Source organism: Vibrio splendidus (genome assembly GCF_024347615.1).
GTDB lineage: Bacteria > Pseudomonadota > Gammaproteobacteria > Enterobacterales > Vibrionaceae > Vibrio > Vibrio splendidus.
The window spans coordinates 2083057-2100317 of record NZ_AP025508.1 but is presented as its reverse complement, the minus strand read 5'-3'; the positions used below and the strand labels follow the sequence as shown (position 1 = coordinate 2100317).

Here is a 17261-nt window from a genome sequence, read left to right as displayed (position 1 = left end):
AGAGCAGCGACAGAATCCTTCGGTATTTAGACCGTCAACCTCCCTCGGTAATCACAACGTGCCACAGGTAAAAGTTCAGCCTGTGATGGTTTTGGACATTTTCGAGTTATATACTGTCCTAAATTAGGGTTTCACGGATTACCTGAGGTACAGTAAAACCTCTCGCTTAGTGGTTAATTTACTGATACACAACTAAACAACGATAGACCTCTTGAAGGAACACCGATAACTATCTAAATATCGAGTGGGTTCAGCTTTTTACTGGATTATATTTTAAACTAGCCGTAAATGATTACTAAGGTTTATCGTAACACTCTAATATTTCAATAGCTTGTAGTACGGGACTAAGCATCGAATCAAAAACTTCTACTGCGTTGTTACACTGTGATTCATCTATAGCGATAAAATTTTCGATATGCACCGATTGATCCATTGTTTGTAAGAAGCGAAGCCTATCAGGTAGCTCTTGAATCAACTGATAAGCCAACATTGTTTTCTTAATTTCGTTAGCATTCAGTAGTCCAAACTTGGGTACTAATTGTTTAAACGCTTGAATATGCGGGGTTGAAGGGATGTACGCAATGGGATAGACCTTACGATTACTTAGACCCTCTATGTTCAAGGTATTCGAGCCCGAAATTAGCCGAAGTTCTTCTATTAATGTACACCTAAGAGCACTACTTTCTTGTTTTCTTTCTTCACGTAATTGTGCTCTATTTTGCTCACTGTTTGCTTTTATAGTAGCCATCACTCCTAAAAAACCAATCAAGCCTGCAACGAATGTCTGATATTTTTCAAACAAATCCATAAAACCCTCTAAGTTGCCAAACTGGCATATGAGTAGAAATTAGTTAGTACGAAATAAAGCTAACGGCATCGTTTTAGTGCCTATGCATCGACCATACTGTTAAAACGAATTAATGCAAATAGATAGCGTCCCTCTGGGGTAGACGCCCAAATTTCCCCATTTTTACCAAGTGATTTCTTAACATAACCATGTTCTGAAAGCCATTGAAGTGACTCTTTAACTTGAATTCGAGTTAGGTTTGTTTCTTTAGACAAGCCTGATACATAGCGCCATGTATATTTATGGTCTTGTAAGGCCGTCAGGACATTCTTCGAGCTTTCGGAAACTAGATTAACATTCGGTACTTGAGCATTGACTTCGTCTATTCCTTCAATCGAAGTTTCAGTTTCTTTTTCTAAAACAGCTTCTATTTGTTCTTCTCTCAATTGAGCTTCAAGATTTCCGGCTCTAAAGCTCTTGAATTTATCTAGATTGGCAAATATTAGCCCTAAGAAGCCAGCTGTTATAGCCAATGCCATTTCTGTTGGCTTACTCATCGAACCAAAATACAAGGATACTCCCAGCATTACTGTTACTGATAAACATTGCAGAACTTTGTTTGGTTCTTTATTTGACATTTGGCTACAGACTCCTTGAAAGGTCTACTGCAAAAGTGATACGTGGAAATCTGCATACTAAATCAGAAAATTTCAGTGCGATTCTACTATAAAGCATTTAATAACAATTACTTATGTGCTGATTCACTATTTCCCTTACTTATACTCGAATTGGGCCATACATTCCTGTATTGATAATCGCATTCCAAATTGTTTTCATTGCATGACCAGTCTCTTGGCTAACAAAAAGAGACGATCTACTACCATATGGATCACCTAAAAAATAAGGTCTCATCGTTTCCCAAGTTTCCCCAAACGTTGACCATCTCCAACAAGGAATTTCTTTTTCTAGCATTAGTGGAATTGCTATGTGTTTAGGGATCATACGATCTAAAGGTAGAGCATCATGCCACTCACATTTAACTAATACTGATTCGGTTGCTGAGTTGTATAAAGGAATCTCTAGGCGTTCTGCTACGATTTCAGCTACATGGTTATTAGGCAGCCTATTCACAGCATCTATCACCTCGTCCGCGCCATGGTAAGGGCAAGTAATAAAGCCATGAGCAAGGAATATTGTATGATCCAAGCCCTTATAGCCACATTCATAGCTAGGAGTTGTAACAGGGTATCTATCATCATGATTAGACACCATAGGGTGCCAAGATGGGTATGAGTCAATTACAGGACCATATTTGTCGATTAGGTCTATAATTAGCTGTCTAGCTTGCTCCCTAAGTTCTGGACTACCATCTCTTGGGACTAAGTAGTTTAGGGCTTTCTCATAACCCCTTTTTTTTTCTTCATCTGCTCTAAACGCCATTTTAATGCACCTCTTCATTGTTTAACGACACAGCCTTACAATATGATCTATTTACGCATAAAACAACACTTTCATGCGTAAATAGATCGTATTGCGCAATTGGAAATACATTAAATGGATAGAAGTAGGTGTCCCATAAACAGACAACTATAGGTACATGGTATGCCTTTTACCTAACAATTAGTTTTGGTATGGAAAGTCGCTATAAGGATCGGTAGATAACATTTTTGCTCTAAATCGGTTTGGGGCACTTTTGAGGTGGTAGTTAAGTTAGTAGCAACACTTGTTGAAGCCATAGCGGCTAGAATTGCAGATCAATTTTCTTCGCCGCCACTTGCTTAGTCATCTCAATACTTACTCGACCATGAATTGATCTAAATAATCGCGTTAATTCAATGAGAATAAAAACTATTTATAGTAAACCTTCATATCCGTTCTGTTTTTCCCAATCTAGTACATCCGTAAATTTCCAGTGAGAGCGCGGAGAATTAATAATTGGGTTTGGAAATCCGCGATCTTTGCGCCATTTGTGAAGAGCGCGCTTAGACATTGGCTTGCCGTCTGTCTTTGAAAATGGTTTGTATCGATCTAATAACTTCTCTTGAGAGATAAGCTTTGGAACTTCTACGCCGTTTGCTTCATTCATTTGTTTTTTTCCTCACTTAATACAAAATTAGATCCATCATAAATAACTTTATTGTCGCCAAAATATTCGTTCCCAAAGCAATCCCAACCTTCAATAGTGGTATCACTTCGGGCAAACAATTCAATTCTAGGAAGATCTCCAACCAAGTCGGTGATCAGCTTTCTGAATACTTCAGGTTTTTTACTGTTTTCGTGTCTTGGTCCCATGACTAACTGGCAGATACCAGCGTTTAAACGTTCCGGTAGTTTCCCTTTAACTGCGATCAAGCAATCTTCAGAGTTGGCGCGTGTCATATGGCCCATACCAATACAAAACTTGTGAGTCGCTTTCTTGTAATGCTTACCCCAAGTAAACCCTTTCATAGTCATGAACCTAAAGCCCCAAGCCTCAAGGACCATTAAAGCTTCACGCGGTTGGGTTGGAACATGCCACATAAACAAAACACATTGTTCAGCCGCGATCTTATCTACTGGCAAGCGGCTAATATCTCTTGCTGTCATGACTTTGTACTGGTGTTTAGCACCACGCTTGCCACTATCTGCCTTGTCACGGTAAAGCCACGGTGGATCTGCAAAAATTACGCTGTATTTTTCGTCTAGTGTCGTCATGTTCTTAACCTTTATCCGTAAGCTTTAACTTGTTCTTTGGTCCAGTTCTCTAAGCACCAAGGCTTAACTATTTTCTCATGTACTGTTTTTCGTAGTTCAGTAGCCGACTTAATAGAAAGGCCTCTAACACGCTGTGCCAAAGTTGCGTCTGGTAAGTGAATCACGCTGTACACGCTGTAAAAGTCAGCTTCAGCTAGTAGCTTAAGTTGCTTGCTAGTAAGTGCGTCAACGTCCTCAAGGGCTGTTTCTTTCGCCCATTCCATACGTTCTAGTAGGTAAGGGTGAGACTTACCCATTTCATCGACAAACACCTCAGTCATAGCGTCATAGATACTTTCTGGTAGATAACCTTCCAAGTCGGTACACGTTGGCATGAACGGCACGAAGTAATCAGAACAAGAAACACAAAGGTTGATCCCTCGGTTAGTTCTCATCACGATATGGAAATCAGAATCGTTAATCGTTTTAATCGCACCATTATCCGGTCTGAAAGATAAACCCCAATGGTATAGATAGATAAAGCACTCAAGGCCGTCTTTGCCTTTGAATACCTTGTTTAGTACATCACCATCTTGGCGAACGACTTGGTTGTGAAGTCGTTCAACTTCTTTACCAGCCTCTAGTGCCGTTTCTTCAAGTACAGCTACACGCTTTTTAAGTTGAGAGTTCTCACGGCGATATTCACCGTTCTCACGTTTTGATTTTTGTAGCCCGGTAAGACGTTCGGCCGCTAGGTTCGATTTTTCCTTAAGCTTTTTCTTAAGTGCCTTCGGGTCCATGGCCTTGAGTTCGTCACGTTCGGCTTTCATTGCGCTCCACGTTTCCAGCTTGATTTTCAATTGGGTGAACTCAGAACGTAGAGTTGATAACTGATTTGTATGTTCAAGCTCTCGATTCTCTAGGTTGCTCTCTAACTCGATTACCTTAAGCTCAAGCTGAACTTTCGCTTTGTCTGCGTCCTCTAGCGCTTGAACCATGTTGTTGTAATCAGATAATTCAGCATCAAGTGATTCGCCTACGTTCGTGGCGTGAGTATCCACCAGCGAACCAAGGTTACTTAATTGGTTGCGAACCATTGTAAGAAGGTGATTAACGGTAACGTCTAGGGATTGGGTTTGGTCGGCCATTATAATTCCTTGCTTTGGTTAGCCCACTCATAGGAGCGGGCCAGTTAAGTGATTAGTCCCACTCGCCAATGAATAGCGGTTGAGTCAGTTCTTTTTCTTCAAACGTTTCTTTCAGAAGATCCAAGAACGATTGCGCGATCTCTTCTTCTTTCGCTTCTAGGTTCTTAATGCGTAGGTTAATTAAGTCAGCACCTTTAATTGATACTCGAAGCTCAAAGCGGAAAGATTCAAGGCCTTGATACGGGATGCACTCGAATACAAACGCCGCAGGAAGTACAAGATCTTCACGCGTCTTAGTAGCGATTGATTCATATTCACTTTGATGTTCAGAGAAGTTATTAACTTTGCTTTCACGCCCGCGCTTATGCTCAAACGACAGTTCACGAACAGCAGCGATCGCTTTCGACATTTCAATTACTTCGCCGTTACCATCGAATGCCTTCAGGAAGTCGGTGTTATCTTCAAGCCATTCAGCCATTTCACGCTGTTCTGCTTGACGACCATTACGTTGTAACAGAACTTTGAAAGGTGCTGTTTTACGAAGTTTCAATGTTGCTTTGTGACGTTGGTGGCCCGCTTGCTCAGTGTCACCTAAGTCAAACACGGTACATGCTGACATTGTTTCAACATCGATGAAGGTCTTAGCTGACTCAGTTGGGAACTTTTCAGCGTAGTTAACGAACTCAGCGATCACCGGAGTTTTAAATTCACCACGCAAGCTATTACGGTGTGCTTGGTGTGATTCAAGGTCTTGAACTTTGAAACCTTCAGGGATCATCACTAACTGACTTTGTGTATTCGCGTCTTCAAGTTGCTTAAGGAACTCAGGAACGTGAGAGATTTTAGCGATATGTTTAATTGCTTCTGGGGTTACAGACATTTTATTACCTATTTACCGATTGAAAGAGAAGTGATGCCAGCATGAATATCTAACTGACGTTGGTGGTTTACATCGAGCTTAGGGCGGTCATAAGAGAGCTTGCCGCCGTATCCAACAAAGGCTACAGAGCCATAGCGGAAGTCTTCAACCTTGGCGCCGTGATTAGGCTTAGGCTCAAGAACTTTGATATCGCTGATTACATCAACGATTGAATTGTCTGTAGTCGAATTAGGCTTAACAGTTAGTTTGAGAGTGACAGCGCCTTGCTTATTTGAGTTTGCTACAGCGCGAGCAACGTTAGAGAGTGCCAGCCCTAGAACTGTAGAAATAACGCCCGCATCTAGTTGCTGCATTAGCTCAGGAAAGTCTGTTATACGGCTATCTACATCTGGTTTATTGGCGCTTGTTGTATCGGTCATGGTTGAACTACCTTAATCCTGTGTTAATATAAACACGTTCGCTGCTTTGGTCGGCTAGCGAACATGAACAACCTTCCTTACCTTTTGGTTAGTCTGGTTGGTCATTACCTTGTGTTAAGCCCCGCCTTCGTGCGGGGTTTAATTTTGCCCGTAGTGTTCCGAACGAGACATAGATTAACAATCGTATTCTCAAATGTGAAGTGATTGGCGATAAAAAAATCAAAAAGAATTATTGTAAGCTCTGAATTTGAGGCAAAAAAAAACGCCCCGAATGGGGCGTTTAGAAGTTCTGAACAGGAATTTAGTCTATTTTTTTAGCTTGCTGCGTAAGCCACATAGCTGGCTAGAACGGTCATTTCATCCGTCTTTTCAATGAATTTTAATTCTTGTGGGATATCTTCGCTTAGTGATTTGAAGAATACGCGGCCATGCGCTCGAGCGTATTCCATGATCTCAATTCCATCACCCATAGAAACTAAAACAGGCTTGCCATTAGTCGGCGTGCTGTTAATTTCAAAGTACATCAAGCCACCAGCCCAATACTTACCGATAGCATCATTAATTCGTATAACGAAGCGGTGCTCGTTACTACCCATCGGGCAAGGTATGCGTTCTCTACTAACATCCTCTACTGACTGCTCTATAAGGCTTCCTATAGGAGACTTGGCTATATCACCAAGAGTTAGGACAGGACAGCCAAACGCAATCCTTTGGTGGCGTTCTACATCATCAAGATTTACCGGGCCTTCACCAGTAGCCAGCCATTCCATACGGCAATCTAGCGCCTTAGCTAACATCAAGCCACTTTCTAGCATGATGCTTTTATGTGGTTGAAGTTGAACGTTGGTTATTACAGCACGACTAACACCAGAAAGTTGTGATAGCTGTAAATTGGTCGCGATTCCTAGATCACGTTTCCTCTGTTCGATATTTAACGCTAGCTTGCTTTTCATAGAATCTCTCTCTTGTTCATTACGTGTCATAAGTATGAACTTAACGGCACACTTCAGCAATAAAAAGAATACAAAAAGTTCACTGACGTAATTATTTGCCACTTATAAATAATAAAGTGGTTGATTTGCATGAGTGTTTCGATCAAGAATCTTATTCTCGAAGTGAGCAAGGCGGGAACCTTGTTAGTTTCAAATTAATGATTTTTGGTAAGAGAACGGGAGCGATACGCTCACCAGTTGCCCCTATGCAACGCCTGTTATTGCTCGTTCCCGCCGTTCTCTTAGCCAAAAGTCATTAAAGGAGTCCCACCAAAATGCAATTCAATGAAATCAACGGGCAAATAATTGTGCCTGTTTACGCTCTTGAGAAAGACCTAAGTATGGCCGCTTTGGGGGTTTATACCTGTTTGTGTGCTCGATATGACCTGGATGTACACAACGATCATGACATTGCTGAAAAGCTCAATATGGAATTGTCTGTGTGGTTCAGCGTAAAGATTGAATTGGTTAACGCCAAGCTAATTACAAGCTCACCAATCACCGAAGAGTTTAACGAAAAGGACCATGAAGAGAACTTAGCGAAGATTCGCCAAGAAATTGCAGACATTGAATAAACAAAAACCGCCAAAGGAGGCGGTTTGAGTAATTGATAAGTTCCCTGACAAGGCTTACCAACAAAATACGAACTAGGAAATGATAATGCAGTACTCCGTAAATATCAATCAAGTGAAGTCAGTTGAATGGGAGCTTAATGGCGCACAAGCGGCGTTAATGGCGTTCGTTTACGATCTAGAGTCTTGGGGTGACGATATGGTTAGTGATAACCAAGCGTACAAGTGGATTAGCAAACAGAAAGTTATTGATGAATTGCCTCTGTTTTTCACTAGGCCTAACACCGTTCAAATTAACCTACTTGCTTTAGAGAAAAAGGGGTTGGTAAAGCGCAATTCTACCAATCAAAGATCGCTCGTTAAAATCACTCAAAAAGGGAAAGAATGGCGATTAACTAGCACTCAAAAATCGGAGTTGGTTGGTGTGGAAAAAATCACATCTGGGTGTGAAATAAATCACAGGGTTGGTGTGAAAAATATCACAGCCGGGTGTGAAATAAATCACACAGATCCTACTACCATAGATCCTACTACCAGTAATCCTAAAGATATTAGTAAAAAAAGTCCCATTCCTAAGAAGTATCAAACCTTAGACTTTTCACCGCTAAAGCTCACAGACGAACAAATCGTTGAATACATCAAATTGCGCGGAAACAAAGTAATTACAGACCGAGTGATCAAGAACCTAGCCCCAGAACTTGAGAAGGCGCGCCAGTTTGGTTACAGCAATGAACAGATTTTAGATTTTTGGTCTGATCGCGGTTGGGCGAAGTTTGATTTTAGTTGGATGCAAAACGCCTTGAACTCTGCAAGTAACCCGCACAACCAAACCCAAGGACACCAACGCCATGGACAAGCAAGCCACGCACCAGAACTCAATGGAATCGCTTATGGAGAACACGCGGATCAATCAATCTTTCCCGTCCACCTCAGAATCGCATCAAATGACATGCCAGCAATCAAGAAGTCACGAACAGCTACACAACGATCATACATCGAGCGTTACGGATCTGATATTTCATCCCAAGGTGGCGAGTCAATGGGAACGGTTAACCATGATGTACGGGAACCTTTGGAGTTCAATGAATGGGGAACAGCCGAGCGACGAGTGGGTGAACTTCCTAATTTCACTGACGGACAAACAAGCTAGTCGAATGATCAACATTTGTCGTGAGCGTTTATCCGAAGGAGATAGATTCCCGCCGACACTTGGAGAGTTCGCCGCGCTGGTGGACCTAAGAACGAAAAAAGAACTCGAAAGGGCGTTTGTTCGATTTGAAGCAAACCAACCAGAAGGCCGAGCGGAAAAGCACGTTGTTGCTTCAACAGGTTGGAATTTGAAGAGGGCCACAGCAAGCAAACAGTTTGGTGAGTTCGCTAAGTATTTACGCGTAGCTGACGAGCTTGAGCTGAAGGGTGAGTTACGAGAAGAGGGAGAGGTGTTAAAGGCTTTGCCAGTGCATAGCGCCGTAAGTCTTGCGGATCAGCAAAGGGAAGAGTTCAAAAGAAGCGGGAAGAAACACAAGTTTAGTGACCGTATAGCGGGCTTAACAAAAGGTAATGACCAATGAGTAAAGTACAAATATTTAAAAAGCCACTTTTTGGCGATCTCACGGCAATCCTTGATGATGAAGGTAATGTTTGGTTCATAGCCAACGAAGTCGGTGAAAAAATCGGATTGGTATCAACTCGATCCTCTGTTCGTAATCATGTAGATGAGCAGGATAAAAAACTGTTAAAAGACATTGTTTTGGATTTTTCAACGTGCTGTGAAGCAACGGCTAGTTTGAATCAATCCCTCAGAGTAATTAATGAGGCTGGTTTTTATGATCTTGTTATGAGAACAGATTTAAGAAAAGCGCGCCCATTCCAGAAATGGGTAACTCATGAAGTATTACCAAGCATTCGAAAGAGCGGTTCTTATCAGATGGACCCGAGGCCATTGACAAAAACGGAATTGCTAGCGGCTCAAGGTCAATTTTTAGTAGAGCAAGGTCAAGTGCTGGTGGATATGGAGCGAACGCAAACAGATCAGGGCCAAAGATTGGAACGACTAGAGAACACTATCAAGCAAGTAACGGAAGGAACGCCGGAAGGTTGGGGTTTAGTCAGTCGTTTGGCTACGCACTTCGGCATGAGTAAGCAGAAAGGCAAAGATCTGTGCGCTGGCTATGATCTACAAACTAAGAAAGTGAGTGTTGGCGATTATCGTTCTCTATCCGATATGGTTGAAATCGATTCGTTTAAGTTCGCTCTAGGCCAAGAGCTTAAAAGTTCAGAGCTATCAGAGAATAAGCAATGGTTCACTGGTGGCCGTTTAGGTCGGTTTCAAGCAAAGGGCCGCTTGTTAGATAAGTACCTTAAATTCAAAAGTGAGTGTCACGATGGTTAAGAACGTAGCTTTTATTCTGCTTTATGTTTTGGGCTTGGTTATGTTTATCAAATCAATGTTCGATTTTTCAAAAATGGCGTGGGCCTTACATGTTCAATTTGAGCATGATGTTTTCGGGGTTCTTATGCTGGTGTTTTGTTTTGTTGCTTATTTGCTGGTGGCCGTTGTAGGCGTGTATCTGTTTTTAACTAGAAAGAAGGGTTAAACCATGTTTCAAAAATTACTGATTGGGCTAATAGCTGTATTGCTGCTTTCGCTTTCATCATTTCAAATTAGCGCCAACATTGCCACGCGAATGAAGGCGAACCGAGCTAAGGCAACTACGGCGATTGAAATGAATAAGCTGAAGGTGATTTATGAAGAGTGTAAGCGTGACTCATTGTATGAAGCTCAAAGTAAAGACACCCAAAAACTAATTCGTAACGCGTGTACCAATCTAGCGGTCAGCGAAGTTAAAGCTCAACAAGAAGACGACACTGAGGAGCTTTTTTAATGACTATTGGTGTTTCGTTCGAGTCATTTTGGCGTGAATCTGGATTCAAAAAGATCAGTAAAGCGCAGTGCGCTAATGAGTTTTCTAAGATTTGCCACGATGAAAGCAAAGGTAATTTTGACCTCGAGGCTTTTACTGATCACTTGATCAAATGTGCTCGAGAGCGGTTGAGCTTTATCCGCACTAATGCGGGCCATGTTACTGGCGAGGTTCATCCACTGACATGGCTTAGAAACCGTGAGTACAAGAATGACCCTAAAGCCACATTAACCAAGAAGCAGTCACCAGCTAGTCGAGATATCGCCAAACTCAATCGACAGTTAACCACTATCAACAGTGATATTCGCATTCTATCTAAGCGTGGTCTTGGTGAAACCATAATGGCCGAAGAGCGCAGAACGCGCCGATTGAAAGAGATTCAAATAAAAAAGAATCGTGTTGAAAAGCAAATCGCAACACTAAGGGATAAACAACGATGAAAGGACGTAAACCTAACAAGTCGGAACAAATCTATATCGCGGCCATGCTTAATTCTAGTGCTTGCGTAGCTTGTGCCAAGCTTGGATATGACAATGATTATCCCGAGCCAGCCGAATACGTTGAAGTGCACCATACCAATGGGAGCATTAAACCGTTAGCGCACTTTTTTACATACGGCCTTTGTCCGGCACATCACCGTGGATCTGTAAACGGTACTAAGTTACCAAAGGGAGAACCTATTAGACACTCACCACTTGGTAGCCATTACGCCGCATTCAAAGACAAGGTAGGAGTCGAATTAGATTTAGTTAAATATGTATGGGACCGCTTACCGCTGGATGCACAGGATCAGATAGGGGAGATAACAGGCATTTGGAACTTTGACGAATTACTAACACAGGACGCAAAAAACAAAAATGGTTAAGATTTCGATTGCATCAAATCGATCTTTTTTTTAATCTAATGCGACTCGAACGGATCAGTTCGAGTTGAGCGAAACAAGGTAGACCAGACCATGAAGACCAAACAAGACAGAATGTACCTCCAATTATTACGTTGGGGAGCTAATCACAAACAAATCCGCACTACATTTTTAGCCAATTACGGCGCTAAAAAGGCGGTGCCAGCATGTTAAGCCCCGAAGGAACAAAAATAGCCGCTAATGGCTTTTCGGTATCGGTTCGCTTGCTCTCTTACAGCTTGAAGTGCACAGAACGCGAAGCACTTGAACGAATCGCAGCATATTTTGAACGTGATGCTATCCAGTTTGAACATTACTTAAAGATTGGTTTGCAGCCTCGACTTATTGACCGATACGTAGCGTTCTTAAGATCCTATGACGTTGTGTTTGCAAAGCATCAACTTAGACCAACTAAAGAAATCTTAGCGATACACAAATGGAGTGAAGAAAATGAGCGATAAGGCCGACCAGATTAAAAATGAACACATTGAAAGACTGACCAAAGCACTGAACGGTGAAGGTGCGGCGGTATTGCTTAAGTTCACTAGCCCAATAAAAGGAGGCACAGCGATTGGTGTAGATGTCTCTTATGCACCAGTAGAAGGTAATGCAGAGCTTAACGCTGTGTCTTATGAGTTTACTACGGTGATTCGTCAGTTAATGCCCGAAATGGTTAAGAGTATTTACCGCCACCTCATAGACACTGACGTTATTGATATAAAAGGGCGCGAATGTGGTTGCCCTGATTGCAGCAAGAAACGAACAGAGGCCAATGACACAGGAACAGGAGCAAGCACCCTCCATTGAGGAACTGCGTGAAAAAGTATCAGCCGAGGCCAAACGCCTTGGCTTGTTTGATTTTATGGTTCGACTTGCTCGAGTGGTAGGCCGATTCCAATCAGTAACCATTTACGAACATGAAAAAGAGACAGCAAGTTATGAACTCAACAACAGTCACTCAAGAAATGTTGCTATCAGAAGCAATCACCAGCCGAGTAGAAGCGGCGGCAACAAAAATAGTTACGGAAGGGAAAAACGAAATCGTTAACCCTATTCCTCACATTATTGGCGCAGCGTCAAAAGCATTAACACAAATAAGCGACAACCAAGCAGCAAACAACATCACTAATTCGCTGGTGGATTCAGCGGCGGCGGTGAGCGTGAACGTAGCAATTGCTAATCAGATATCACAACGCAACACAGAGCTTGAAACAGAGCTAAGTGAAGTTAATGAAAAGTACGCCACTTTGTTGGAACAGCTAACAGCACCAGAAGAAGCAAAAGAAGGCCCGATATTCCTTCCCGTACCTGAAGACACTTCAGAGATCGAAGAACTGGCAGAACTAGCAGAGGTAGCAGAATAATGGAATTGTCAGAAGCAATAGAAACAATCACGGCCGATCTAGTTGGCGTTAAGTCTGATGATTACTACACGGCGTTTATGCTGGTGGCTTTTGCAAGTCCTGAAGAACTGGCACCACTGAATAACACGTTTGACCCTGAAGTGATGAAAACCACGCTGGCGGCAATCTTAGCGGATACGTTAGGCGTTAGTCATGAAGTGGTAAGGGCATCGATACACACGCCCCTGGATGTGAAGTCAATTTGTGCGCGTAATTTCATTGTGCCGCGTGACTTTATCAATAGTCGTTTGTCTCGTTCTAAAGTTGAGCTTGATAACTACGGCCTAGCGGCGGCTATTTTGGCCTATGGTCCCGCTACGCCGCGCTTTGGTGATGCAATGGCATACATCATTGCAGAAGGTGACGACGTACCCGAGCAAATCCGGTCCGATGTGACCCAATTGTTTAAGGAAGCGGCCATAAGTGATAACTTAGCAGCCGAACAGTTAGCAGCATTTGACTGATAACCGTTCAAGGTAATGACCAAAATTAACCGACCAATAGAAAAACAGGCCCATCATGAGTAAGAAAGAAGAAACAACCAAACAAACCTTTGCCAAATACTTAAAACAGTTTGACCTCAAAATTGACGATCTAGTCAAGGAATCTGGTCGAGGTCGAGATACACTTAATCAGTGGTTTAATAAAGACCCGCAATTAATCAAATCGTTAGTCACGGCGACATTAGCGAGAAGGTTCATGGAAAGAATGAGCATTATTAGCCACCAAGATTAAAAAAAAGCCTTCGGGCTTTTTTATCGGCTTTAAATGATTCGTTCGCATCATAAATAAACGGGATTTACATATGATTACTAAAGACATTGTTTGGATAGTATCAGCGATATTAGTTGGATTAGCGCTGGTGGAGGTTGCTATTAAGTACTTCAAAGCTGGAAAGATAGCAGAGAGGGAAAAGAAAAAATGGGAACACTTAATTGATGTTCGCAAACGTGAGTCCGATACGTTGGCCCAAGCGCTAGGCCAAGCAAAAATATCGATAAATAAGCTGGTTAGTGAGAATAGGGTGTTATCTGATAACGCCACCTATTGCGCGTCAAGGTTAGAGCAAGCCTTGATGGAGCGTGATAGTTACAAGGATCTTTACGAGACAGAAGCAAGGAAGCAGTCACAAGCCAATAGTATGGGCGGTCGTGAACCAATAGATGAAAGCATGAGGTTAAATGACTTCTTTGTTTTCGCCCACCAGCCAACAAAACGAGAAGTGAAAGACAGGTTTAAGCGACTAAGCAGTATATATCACCCAGACAAAGGTGGGGATATAGAAACCATGCAGGAGATCAATACTCAATACCAGAGAACCCTTAAATTTGCCGCTTAGTGACACGAACGTAAATAAAATCGTTGTAAATTACGTATATATAAAATATATTTGACTTGTTCAGGGTGATTCTGCCCCGAGCGATATAAGGAACAAGGTAATGACCAAACAAGACCAAAAACCAGAACTCACTCTAATTTCGCTTAAAAACTTTCTAGAGTTCACTTCAACCAAAGACAAGCAGACAAGTAAGCAGCTAATAAAGCGAGCTACTAGCGCAATGCAATACCTTGCTGACGTTGAAGGAATGCTACCTAGAAGTGAGCGAAAAATTGAATTATTCAAAGAGTTAGCCCGCCGTATCCACCAAAAAGCTCACATGGATGAAACGCCAATGTTAAGCACTATCAAAGAAGAGGTTGTAATCATGATTGAAGAACTAACACCTAAGAATCCAGAACGTTTTTATTTCGTTAAACGCCTATTTGATTCTGTATGGACTTGCGAATACATGGTTATCACTCGCCACCAAATTGAAGTGCTTACTTGGAACCGTAACAACACCATAGGATACGAAAATGAAAAAGAACTGCCAAAGGGTGATCTCATTGAAATTGAGGTTAACGGTGTTCCTCGTACTGTAGTAGGTGCGGAAATTGACGGTAAGATTTTTGAAGTGATTAACTCGGATCATGTATTTAATTTCGCTACGGTGTAACGGAATAATTTAAAGCAGTTAGAGGGCTGGCGGTAACAACCGCTAGCCAAGCATTAAAACAAGGTAACGACCAATGACCACACAAACTGTTCAATTAAAAATGGCAATCGCCACACCCGAAGATTTTGATAATACATACAAGATCATCCACGCCGCTCAAACGCTAGAGCAAAACAACGTGTTCAGCTATGGATGGGATGATAACTACGTTGATCTGACCGACTCAGAAAAGCGCCAGATCAATGCACTGGCTAATCGTTTCGAACGTCATTCACCTTCTCTTTGGCGCGTTATTGGTTGCGCTCAAACATTGATGTCACCAACGAACGGAGTGATTGACCCAGACCAAGACGTTTTAGACTTCAGCCCACAATTAAAGCGTCAACATGAACTTGTAACGCTGGTGGAAGAGAAAGACTTTCTAGGCCAATTAAAGGCACCGCTAATAGGTGAGCATTCTATTGATGTTGAGTGTTCTTGCAGTGCTTGTGACTTTGAAGGGCCGGACGAAGATTGCGAAGTGTGCCAAGGCGATATCAATTACATCAAGAACGTTACGATTGATTGGACAACTCAGAAAGAAATCATTACCGCAGCTTTGCATGAGCTTGGTTTCAAAGTGGAGAAAATGAATTGAAAGCGCAACGTCTAACGGCACTGGTTAACGGAATTAATAAATTCGTAAAGGATTACGGAGTGTACCCAAGTAACGCAATTATGGACCCTGACACTCTCAAACAGGTTCAAGAAGAGATTGCCGGATTACCTGATAGTGATAAGGCCATACGCCGCACTATCAAGCGAACCAAGTTAATAGAGGGTACAACAGGCGTTAAGTATCACATCACATTCGCTATGAATGACCATAGCCTTTAAGCGACACCAATTTTAAACAAGGTAATGACCAATGACCAAACAAGTACAAAAAAGCCAAAATATATTCAGCTCTAAGGTAAACGTAGCTTTATCAATCGTAAGTACGCTGGTTGTCCACGAAGGGATTATGAGTGTGGAGTCTATTTCAAAGCACTTAAACCTATCTATGTCCTATGTTGAGCAAGTTATAGCACTTCTCAATAAAGGGGAGATTGTTAAATCAAAGCGTGGTCCTAATGGCGGGTACGTGATTCAAGATGAGAGCGTTACCGTTAGGGATGTAATTCTTTCAATATATCTCGATGCTTTTAAATCAGAAACAACGCCCAAGCTTCTCGCAAAGATTGAAGAACTAACGGGAACCATGAGGGTTTCTGAATTGAACCGCAGCACTATGATTTAAAAAGGCTATAACCATGATGAAAGTAAAAAAGAAGTGTTGCGGTAAGTGTCTGTTTGGCTCTAACAAGATTGTTAGTGACGATAGAAAGAAAAACATATTAAGCGATTGTGCTAAGAACGACTCTCATTTTGTTTGCCACGAAGGGACCATGAAGAACGAGGACATTGTTTGTCGTGCGTTCTTCGAGCAGCGTTCAAGCAACATGATTCGCATAGCCCAACGATTAAATATGATCACATACGTAGACTAATGAAACCGAAACAAGGTAAGACCATGACCGACCAAACAGAAAAATTAACGCCAACACCAGAGCAGCAAGAAAAGGTATTTATTGAGGACTTTCTTAAGTTCTGGTTTGCAGACTTTGAGATCCCAAACAAGTGCACAACTGGTACTGATGGGGCGAAAGCTATTTACGCCAATATTCGAGCTAAAGAAAGTTGGGCCACGATTAGCGGTGATAGCTTTGATTGGCAAGATTACTTTTTGTGCCAGCTAAACGAGGGAACTTACCACGCGAAACACGCTGTAGAGTTTTTAGATGTTTTGGCTGGTGGCTCAGTACTTAAGCCTCTTAACGATCTGATGAATGACTTGTCTCAAACAATCAGAGCAACGGACGGATTTATCAAGTGGTTGCCTACATTATCAGGAAGAAACACCACATACATAGTGAATAGAGCAGCCGAGACAGCCAAGCAACATACAGACGAAAGCAAGCATTCAAGGGTTTGGATTGCTCAGTTAAGAAACGTAACCATAAAAATGGGTGCTTACAAACAGACTGAAACGGCGGGACCGGAATCAGAGATTAGAGCTATATCCCTGAAGAAACAAAACAAGTTAGAACGTAGCCGTGAACGATTTGCTAGCTTGGAGTTCTACAAGACAAAATTAGCTGAAATCAATAGGCGCTACCTTGGCGTATTACCTGAACCTGTAACCGAGTTGCCAAGCGCTAATAAGTACAAAGGTAAGTTGGTTCTAGAGTTGGATACCGAATCAATTCAAAAATGGGCTAGTGCACTTCTTTGGTTTAACGACCGTGAAGAACTCAACAGCTCTATTTACCAAATATTATTAGAGTCTGGTGAGCTGATAAGAGACAACACGCCTTTTAAAGAAGGAAGTCCCGGCTTAGTAACGATAGGCAAGGACGGTTTTAACATGGGAGTAATGAATTATTTTCTTGTGTGTAAGAGCTGTGAAAAACAAGGTGGCGGTAAGTGTCCAGATTGTGGGCCGTGTTGTTAATTGATTTTACTAAATTTTTACCACCCTGCATT

Annotated in this window: 29 protein-coding genes; 20 read left to right on the top strand and 9 right to left on the bottom strand. The window is 42.0% G+C overall.

All coding sequences use genetic code 11. The annotated features are described in order from the left end of the window. Positions 1-295: 295 nt before the first annotated feature. From OCU90_RS09590 to OCU90_RS09550, 9 genes are all read right to left on the bottom strand, one after another. On the bottom strand, positions 296-808 hold the full coding sequence (locus tag OCU90_RS09590; RefSeq protein ID WP_061024344.1) for a hypothetical protein: 513 nt from the start codon (positions 806-808) through the stop codon (positions 296-298). Positions 809-888: 80 nt separating this feature from the next. Next, the gene (locus tag OCU90_RS09585) at positions 889-1425 is read right to left on the bottom strand and encodes a hypothetical protein (protein WP_061024342.1); all 537 of its coding nucleotides are present in this window, start codon (positions 1423-1425) and stop codon (positions 889-891) included. Between the two features lie 139 nt (positions 1426-1564). Then, complete coding sequence (locus tag OCU90_RS09580; RefSeq protein ID WP_061024339.1) at positions 1565-2227, bottom strand: hypothetical protein; 663 nt, start codon at positions 2225-2227, stop codon at positions 1565-1567. Between the two features lie 412 nt (positions 2228-2639). After that, complete coding sequence (locus OCU90_RS09575; RefSeq protein WP_061024337.1) at positions 2640-2873, bottom strand: hypothetical protein; 234 nt, start codon at positions 2871-2873, stop codon at positions 2640-2642. Further along, on the bottom strand, positions 2870-3481 hold the full coding sequence (locus OCU90_RS09570; protein WP_061024336.1) for an MT-A70 family methyltransferase: 612 nt from the start codon (positions 3479-3481) through the stop codon (positions 2870-2872). Before OCU90_RS09570 ends, OCU90_RS09575 begins: the two co-directional genes overlap by 4 nt. A gap of 11 nt (positions 3482-3492) precedes the next feature. Continuing rightward, positions 3493-4608, bottom strand: coding sequence for a hypothetical protein (locus OCU90_RS09565; protein ID WP_061024333.1), 1116 nt, complete (start codon positions 4606-4608; stop codon positions 3493-3495). A gap of 52 nt (positions 4609-4660) precedes the next feature. After that, positions 4661-5488, bottom strand: coding sequence for a DUF2303 family protein (locus OCU90_RS09560; protein WP_061024331.1), 828 nt, complete (start codon positions 5486-5488; stop codon positions 4661-4663). 8 nt (positions 5489-5496) lie between these two features. Beyond that, the gene (locus OCU90_RS09555) at positions 5497-5907 is read right to left on the bottom strand and encodes a hypothetical protein (RefSeq protein ID WP_061024329.1); all 411 of its coding nucleotides are present in this window, start codon (positions 5905-5907) and stop codon (positions 5497-5499) included. 314 nt (positions 5908-6221) lie between these two features. Continuing rightward, positions 6222-6860: a helix-turn-helix domain-containing protein gene (locus tag OCU90_RS09550; protein ID WP_061024360.1), complete on the bottom strand. Its 639-nt coding sequence runs from the start codon at positions 6858-6860 to the stop codon at positions 6222-6224. A gap of 314 nt (positions 6861-7174) precedes the next feature. Here OCU90_RS09550 and OCU90_RS09545 point away from each other — a divergent pair, with 314 nt between their 5' ends. The 20 genes from OCU90_RS09545 to OCU90_RS09450 all read left to right on the top strand — a co-directional run bounded on the left by OCU90_RS09545 (position 7175) and on the right by OCU90_RS09450 (position 17229). After that, a complete protein-coding gene (locus tag OCU90_RS09545) occupies positions 7175-7474 on the top strand; it encodes a hypothetical protein (protein WP_061024327.1) in 300 nt (99 codons plus the stop codon). An 85-nt stretch (positions 7475-7559) separates the two neighbouring features. After that, complete coding sequence (locus OCU90_RS09540; protein ID WP_061024325.1) at positions 7560-8621, top strand: hypothetical protein; 1062 nt, start codon at positions 7560-7562, stop codon at positions 8619-8621. Further along, the gene (locus OCU90_RS09535; RefSeq protein ID WP_261809207.1) at positions 8527-9042 is read left to right on the top strand and encodes a hypothetical protein; all 516 of its coding nucleotides are present in this window, start codon (positions 8527-8529) and stop codon (positions 9040-9042) included. Before OCU90_RS09540 ends, OCU90_RS09535 begins: the two co-directional genes overlap by 95 nt. Beyond that, positions 9039-9863: a BRO-N domain-containing protein gene (locus OCU90_RS09530; RefSeq protein ID WP_061024320.1), complete on the top strand. Its 825-nt coding sequence runs from the start codon at positions 9039-9041 to the stop codon at positions 9861-9863. The genes OCU90_RS09535 and OCU90_RS09530 overlap by 4 nt, the downstream gene beginning before the upstream one ends. After that, on the top strand, positions 9856-10068 hold the full coding sequence (locus OCU90_RS09525; protein ID WP_061024318.1) for a hypothetical protein: 213 nt from the start codon (positions 9856-9858) through the stop codon (positions 10066-10068). Before OCU90_RS09530 ends, OCU90_RS09525 begins: the two co-directional genes overlap by 8 nt. Before the next feature lie 3 nt (positions 10069-10071). Next, positions 10072-10356 (top strand): hypothetical protein, encoded by a 285-nt coding sequence (locus OCU90_RS09520; protein ID WP_061024316.1) that lies wholly within the window; start codon positions 10072-10074, stop codon positions 10354-10356. Further along, positions 10356-10835 carry a hypothetical protein gene (locus tag OCU90_RS09515; RefSeq protein ID WP_061024314.1) on the top strand — a complete coding sequence of 160 codons (480 nt, stop codon included), beginning with the start codon at positions 10356-10358 and terminating at the stop codon, positions 10833-10835. The genes OCU90_RS09520 and OCU90_RS09515 overlap by 1 nt, the downstream gene beginning before the upstream one ends. After that, positions 10832-11260, top strand: coding sequence for a Ref family recombination enhancement nuclease (locus OCU90_RS09510; protein WP_061024312.1), 429 nt, complete (start codon positions 10832-10834; stop codon positions 11258-11260). Before OCU90_RS09515 ends, OCU90_RS09510 begins: the two co-directional genes overlap by 4 nt. A gap of 203 nt (positions 11261-11463) precedes the next feature. Continuing rightward, on the top strand, positions 11464-11757 hold the full coding sequence (locus OCU90_RS09505) for a hypothetical protein (protein WP_061024310.1): 294 nt from the start codon (positions 11464-11466) through the stop codon (positions 11755-11757). Beyond that, a complete protein-coding gene (locus OCU90_RS09500; RefSeq protein WP_061024308.1) occupies positions 11747-12103 on the top strand; it encodes a hypothetical protein in 357 nt (118 codons plus the stop codon). The genes OCU90_RS09505 and OCU90_RS09500 overlap by 11 nt, the downstream gene beginning before the upstream one ends. A 131-nt stretch (positions 12104-12234) precedes the next feature. Next, positions 12235-12660 (top strand): hypothetical protein, encoded by a 426-nt coding sequence (locus OCU90_RS09495; RefSeq protein WP_061024307.1) that lies wholly within the window; start codon positions 12235-12237, stop codon positions 12658-12660. A 5-nt stretch (positions 12661-12665) separates the two neighbouring features. Then, positions 12666-13163 (top strand): hypothetical protein, encoded by a 498-nt coding sequence (locus OCU90_RS09490; RefSeq protein ID WP_143700561.1) that lies wholly within the window; start codon positions 12666-12668, stop codon positions 13161-13163. Between the two features lie 55 nt (positions 13164-13218). Next, positions 13219-13434 carry a hypothetical protein gene (locus OCU90_RS09485; protein WP_061024303.1) on the top strand — a complete coding sequence of 72 codons (216 nt, stop codon included), beginning with the start codon at positions 13219-13221 and terminating at the stop codon, positions 13432-13434. A gap of 70 nt (positions 13435-13504) precedes the next feature. Next, positions 13505-14038, top strand: coding sequence for a J domain-containing protein (locus tag OCU90_RS09480; protein ID WP_061024301.1), 534 nt, complete (start codon positions 13505-13507; stop codon positions 14036-14038). A gap of 100 nt (positions 14039-14138) precedes the next feature. Next, a complete protein-coding gene (locus OCU90_RS09475) occupies positions 14139-14696 on the top strand; it encodes a hypothetical protein (protein ID WP_061024297.1) in 558 nt (185 codons plus the stop codon). 73 nt (positions 14697-14769) lie between these two features. Next, the gene (locus tag OCU90_RS09470; protein ID WP_061024295.1) at positions 14770-15333 is read left to right on the top strand and encodes a hypothetical protein; all 564 of its coding nucleotides are present in this window, start codon (positions 14770-14772) and stop codon (positions 15331-15333) included. Continuing rightward, a complete protein-coding gene (locus OCU90_RS09465; protein ID WP_061024293.1) occupies positions 15330-15572 on the top strand; it encodes a hypothetical protein in 243 nt (80 codons plus the stop codon). The genes OCU90_RS09470 and OCU90_RS09465 overlap by 4 nt, the downstream gene beginning before the upstream one ends. 31 nt (positions 15573-15603) lie before the next feature. Beyond that, positions 15604-15975 (top strand): RrF2 family transcriptional regulator, encoded by a 372-nt coding sequence (locus OCU90_RS09460; protein WP_061024291.1) that lies wholly within the window; start codon positions 15604-15606, stop codon positions 15973-15975. A 13-nt stretch (positions 15976-15988) separates the two neighbouring features. Beyond that, on the top strand, positions 15989-16225 hold the full coding sequence (locus OCU90_RS09455; RefSeq protein WP_061024289.1) for a hypothetical protein: 237 nt from the start codon (positions 15989-15991) through the stop codon (positions 16223-16225). Further along, the gene (locus tag OCU90_RS09450) at positions 16225-17229 is read left to right on the top strand and encodes a hypothetical protein (protein ID WP_061024287.1); all 1005 of its coding nucleotides are present in this window, start codon (positions 16225-16227) and stop codon (positions 17227-17229) included. Before OCU90_RS09455 ends, OCU90_RS09450 begins: the two co-directional genes overlap by 1 nt. Positions 17230-17261 lie beyond the last annotated feature (32 nt).

Bases quoted from the DNA above. Each gene is read 5' to 3' on its own strand.
- OCU90_RS09545 (WP_061024327.1), top strand. From the start codon at position 7,175: ATGCAATTCAATGAAATCAACGGGCAAATAATTGTGCCTGTTTACGCT.
- OCU90_RS09520 (WP_061024316.1), top strand. From the start codon at position 10,072: ATGTTTCAAAAATTACTGATTGGGCTAATAGCTGTATTGCTGCTTTCG.
- OCU90_RS09485 (WP_061024303.1), top strand. From the start codon at position 13,219: ATGAGTAAGAAAGAAGAAACAACCAAACAAACCTTTGCCAAATACTTA.
- OCU90_RS09530 (WP_061024320.1), top strand. From the start codon at position 9,039: ATGAGTAAAGTACAAATATTTAAAAAGCCACTTTTTGGCGATCTCACG.
- OCU90_RS09555 (WP_061024329.1), bottom strand. From the start codon at position 5,907: ATGACCGATACAACAAGCGCCAATAAACCAGATGTAGATAGCCGTATA.
- OCU90_RS09470 (WP_061024295.1), top strand. From the start codon at position 14,770: ATGACCACACAAACTGTTCAATTAAAAATGGCAATCGCCACACCCGAA.
- OCU90_RS09585 (WP_061024342.1), bottom strand. From the start codon at position 1,425: ATGTCAAATAAAGAACCAAACAAAGTTCTGCAATGTTTATCAGTAACA.
- OCU90_RS09535 (WP_261809207.1), top strand. From the start codon at position 8,527: ATGATGTACGGGAACCTTTGGAGTTCAATGAATGGGGAACAGCCGAGC.
- OCU90_RS09450 (WP_061024287.1), top strand. From the start codon at position 16,225: ATGAAACCGAAACAAGGTAAGACCATGACCGACCAAACAGAAAAATTA.
- OCU90_RS09455 (WP_061024289.1), top strand. From the start codon at position 15,989: ATGATGAAAGTAAAAAAGAAGTGTTGCGGTAAGTGTCTGTTTGGCTCT.
- OCU90_RS09495 (WP_061024307.1), top strand. From the start codon at position 12,235: ATGAACTCAACAACAGTCACTCAAGAAATGTTGCTATCAGAAGCAATC.
- OCU90_RS09580 (WP_061024339.1), bottom strand. From the start codon at position 2,227: ATGGCGTTTAGAGCAGATGAAGAAAAAAAAAGGGGTTATGAGAAAGCC.
- OCU90_RS09570 (WP_061024336.1), bottom strand. From the start codon at position 3,481: ATGACGACACTAGACGAAAAATACAGCGTAATTTTTGCAGATCCACCG.
- OCU90_RS09475 (WP_061024297.1), top strand. From the start codon at position 14,139: ATGACCAAACAAGACCAAAAACCAGAACTCACTCTAATTTCGCTTAAA.
- OCU90_RS09510 (WP_061024312.1), top strand. From the start codon at position 10,832: ATGAAAGGACGTAAACCTAACAAGTCGGAACAAATCTATATCGCGGCC.
- OCU90_RS09515 (WP_061024314.1), top strand. From the start codon at position 10,356: ATGACTATTGGTGTTTCGTTCGAGTCATTTTGGCGTGAATCTGGATTC.
- OCU90_RS09565 (WP_061024333.1), bottom strand. From the start codon at position 4,608: ATGGCCGACCAAACCCAATCCCTAGACGTTACCGTTAATCACCTTCTT.
- OCU90_RS09480 (WP_061024301.1), top strand. From the start codon at position 13,505: ATGATTACTAAAGACATTGTTTGGATAGTATCAGCGATATTAGTTGGA.
- OCU90_RS09590 (WP_061024344.1), bottom strand. From the start codon at position 808: ATGGATTTGTTTGAAAAATATCAGACATTCGTTGCAGGCTTGATTGGT.
- OCU90_RS09505 (WP_061024310.1), top strand. From the start codon at position 11,464: ATGTTAAGCCCCGAAGGAACAAAAATAGCCGCTAATGGCTTTTCGGTA.
- OCU90_RS09525 (WP_061024318.1), top strand. From the start codon at position 9,856: ATGGTTAAGAACGTAGCTTTTATTCTGCTTTATGTTTTGGGCTTGGTT.
- OCU90_RS09540 (WP_061024325.1), top strand. From the start codon at position 7,560: ATGCAGTACTCCGTAAATATCAATCAAGTGAAGTCAGTTGAATGGGAG.
- OCU90_RS09460 (WP_061024291.1), top strand. From the start codon at position 15,604: ATGACCAAACAAGTACAAAAAAGCCAAAATATATTCAGCTCTAAGGTA.
- OCU90_RS09550 (WP_061024360.1), bottom strand. From the start codon at position 6,860: ATGAAAAGCAAGCTAGCGTTAAATATCGAACAGAGGAAACGTGATCTA.
- OCU90_RS09560 (WP_061024331.1), bottom strand. From the start codon at position 5,488: ATGTCTGTAACCCCAGAAGCAATTAAACATATCGCTAAAATCTCTCAC.
- OCU90_RS09575 (WP_061024337.1), bottom strand. From the start codon at position 2,873: ATGAATGAAGCAAACGGCGTAGAAGTTCCAAAGCTTATCTCTCAAGAG.
- OCU90_RS09500 (WP_061024308.1), top strand. From the start codon at position 11,747: ATGAGCGATAAGGCCGACCAGATTAAAAATGAACACATTGAAAGACTG.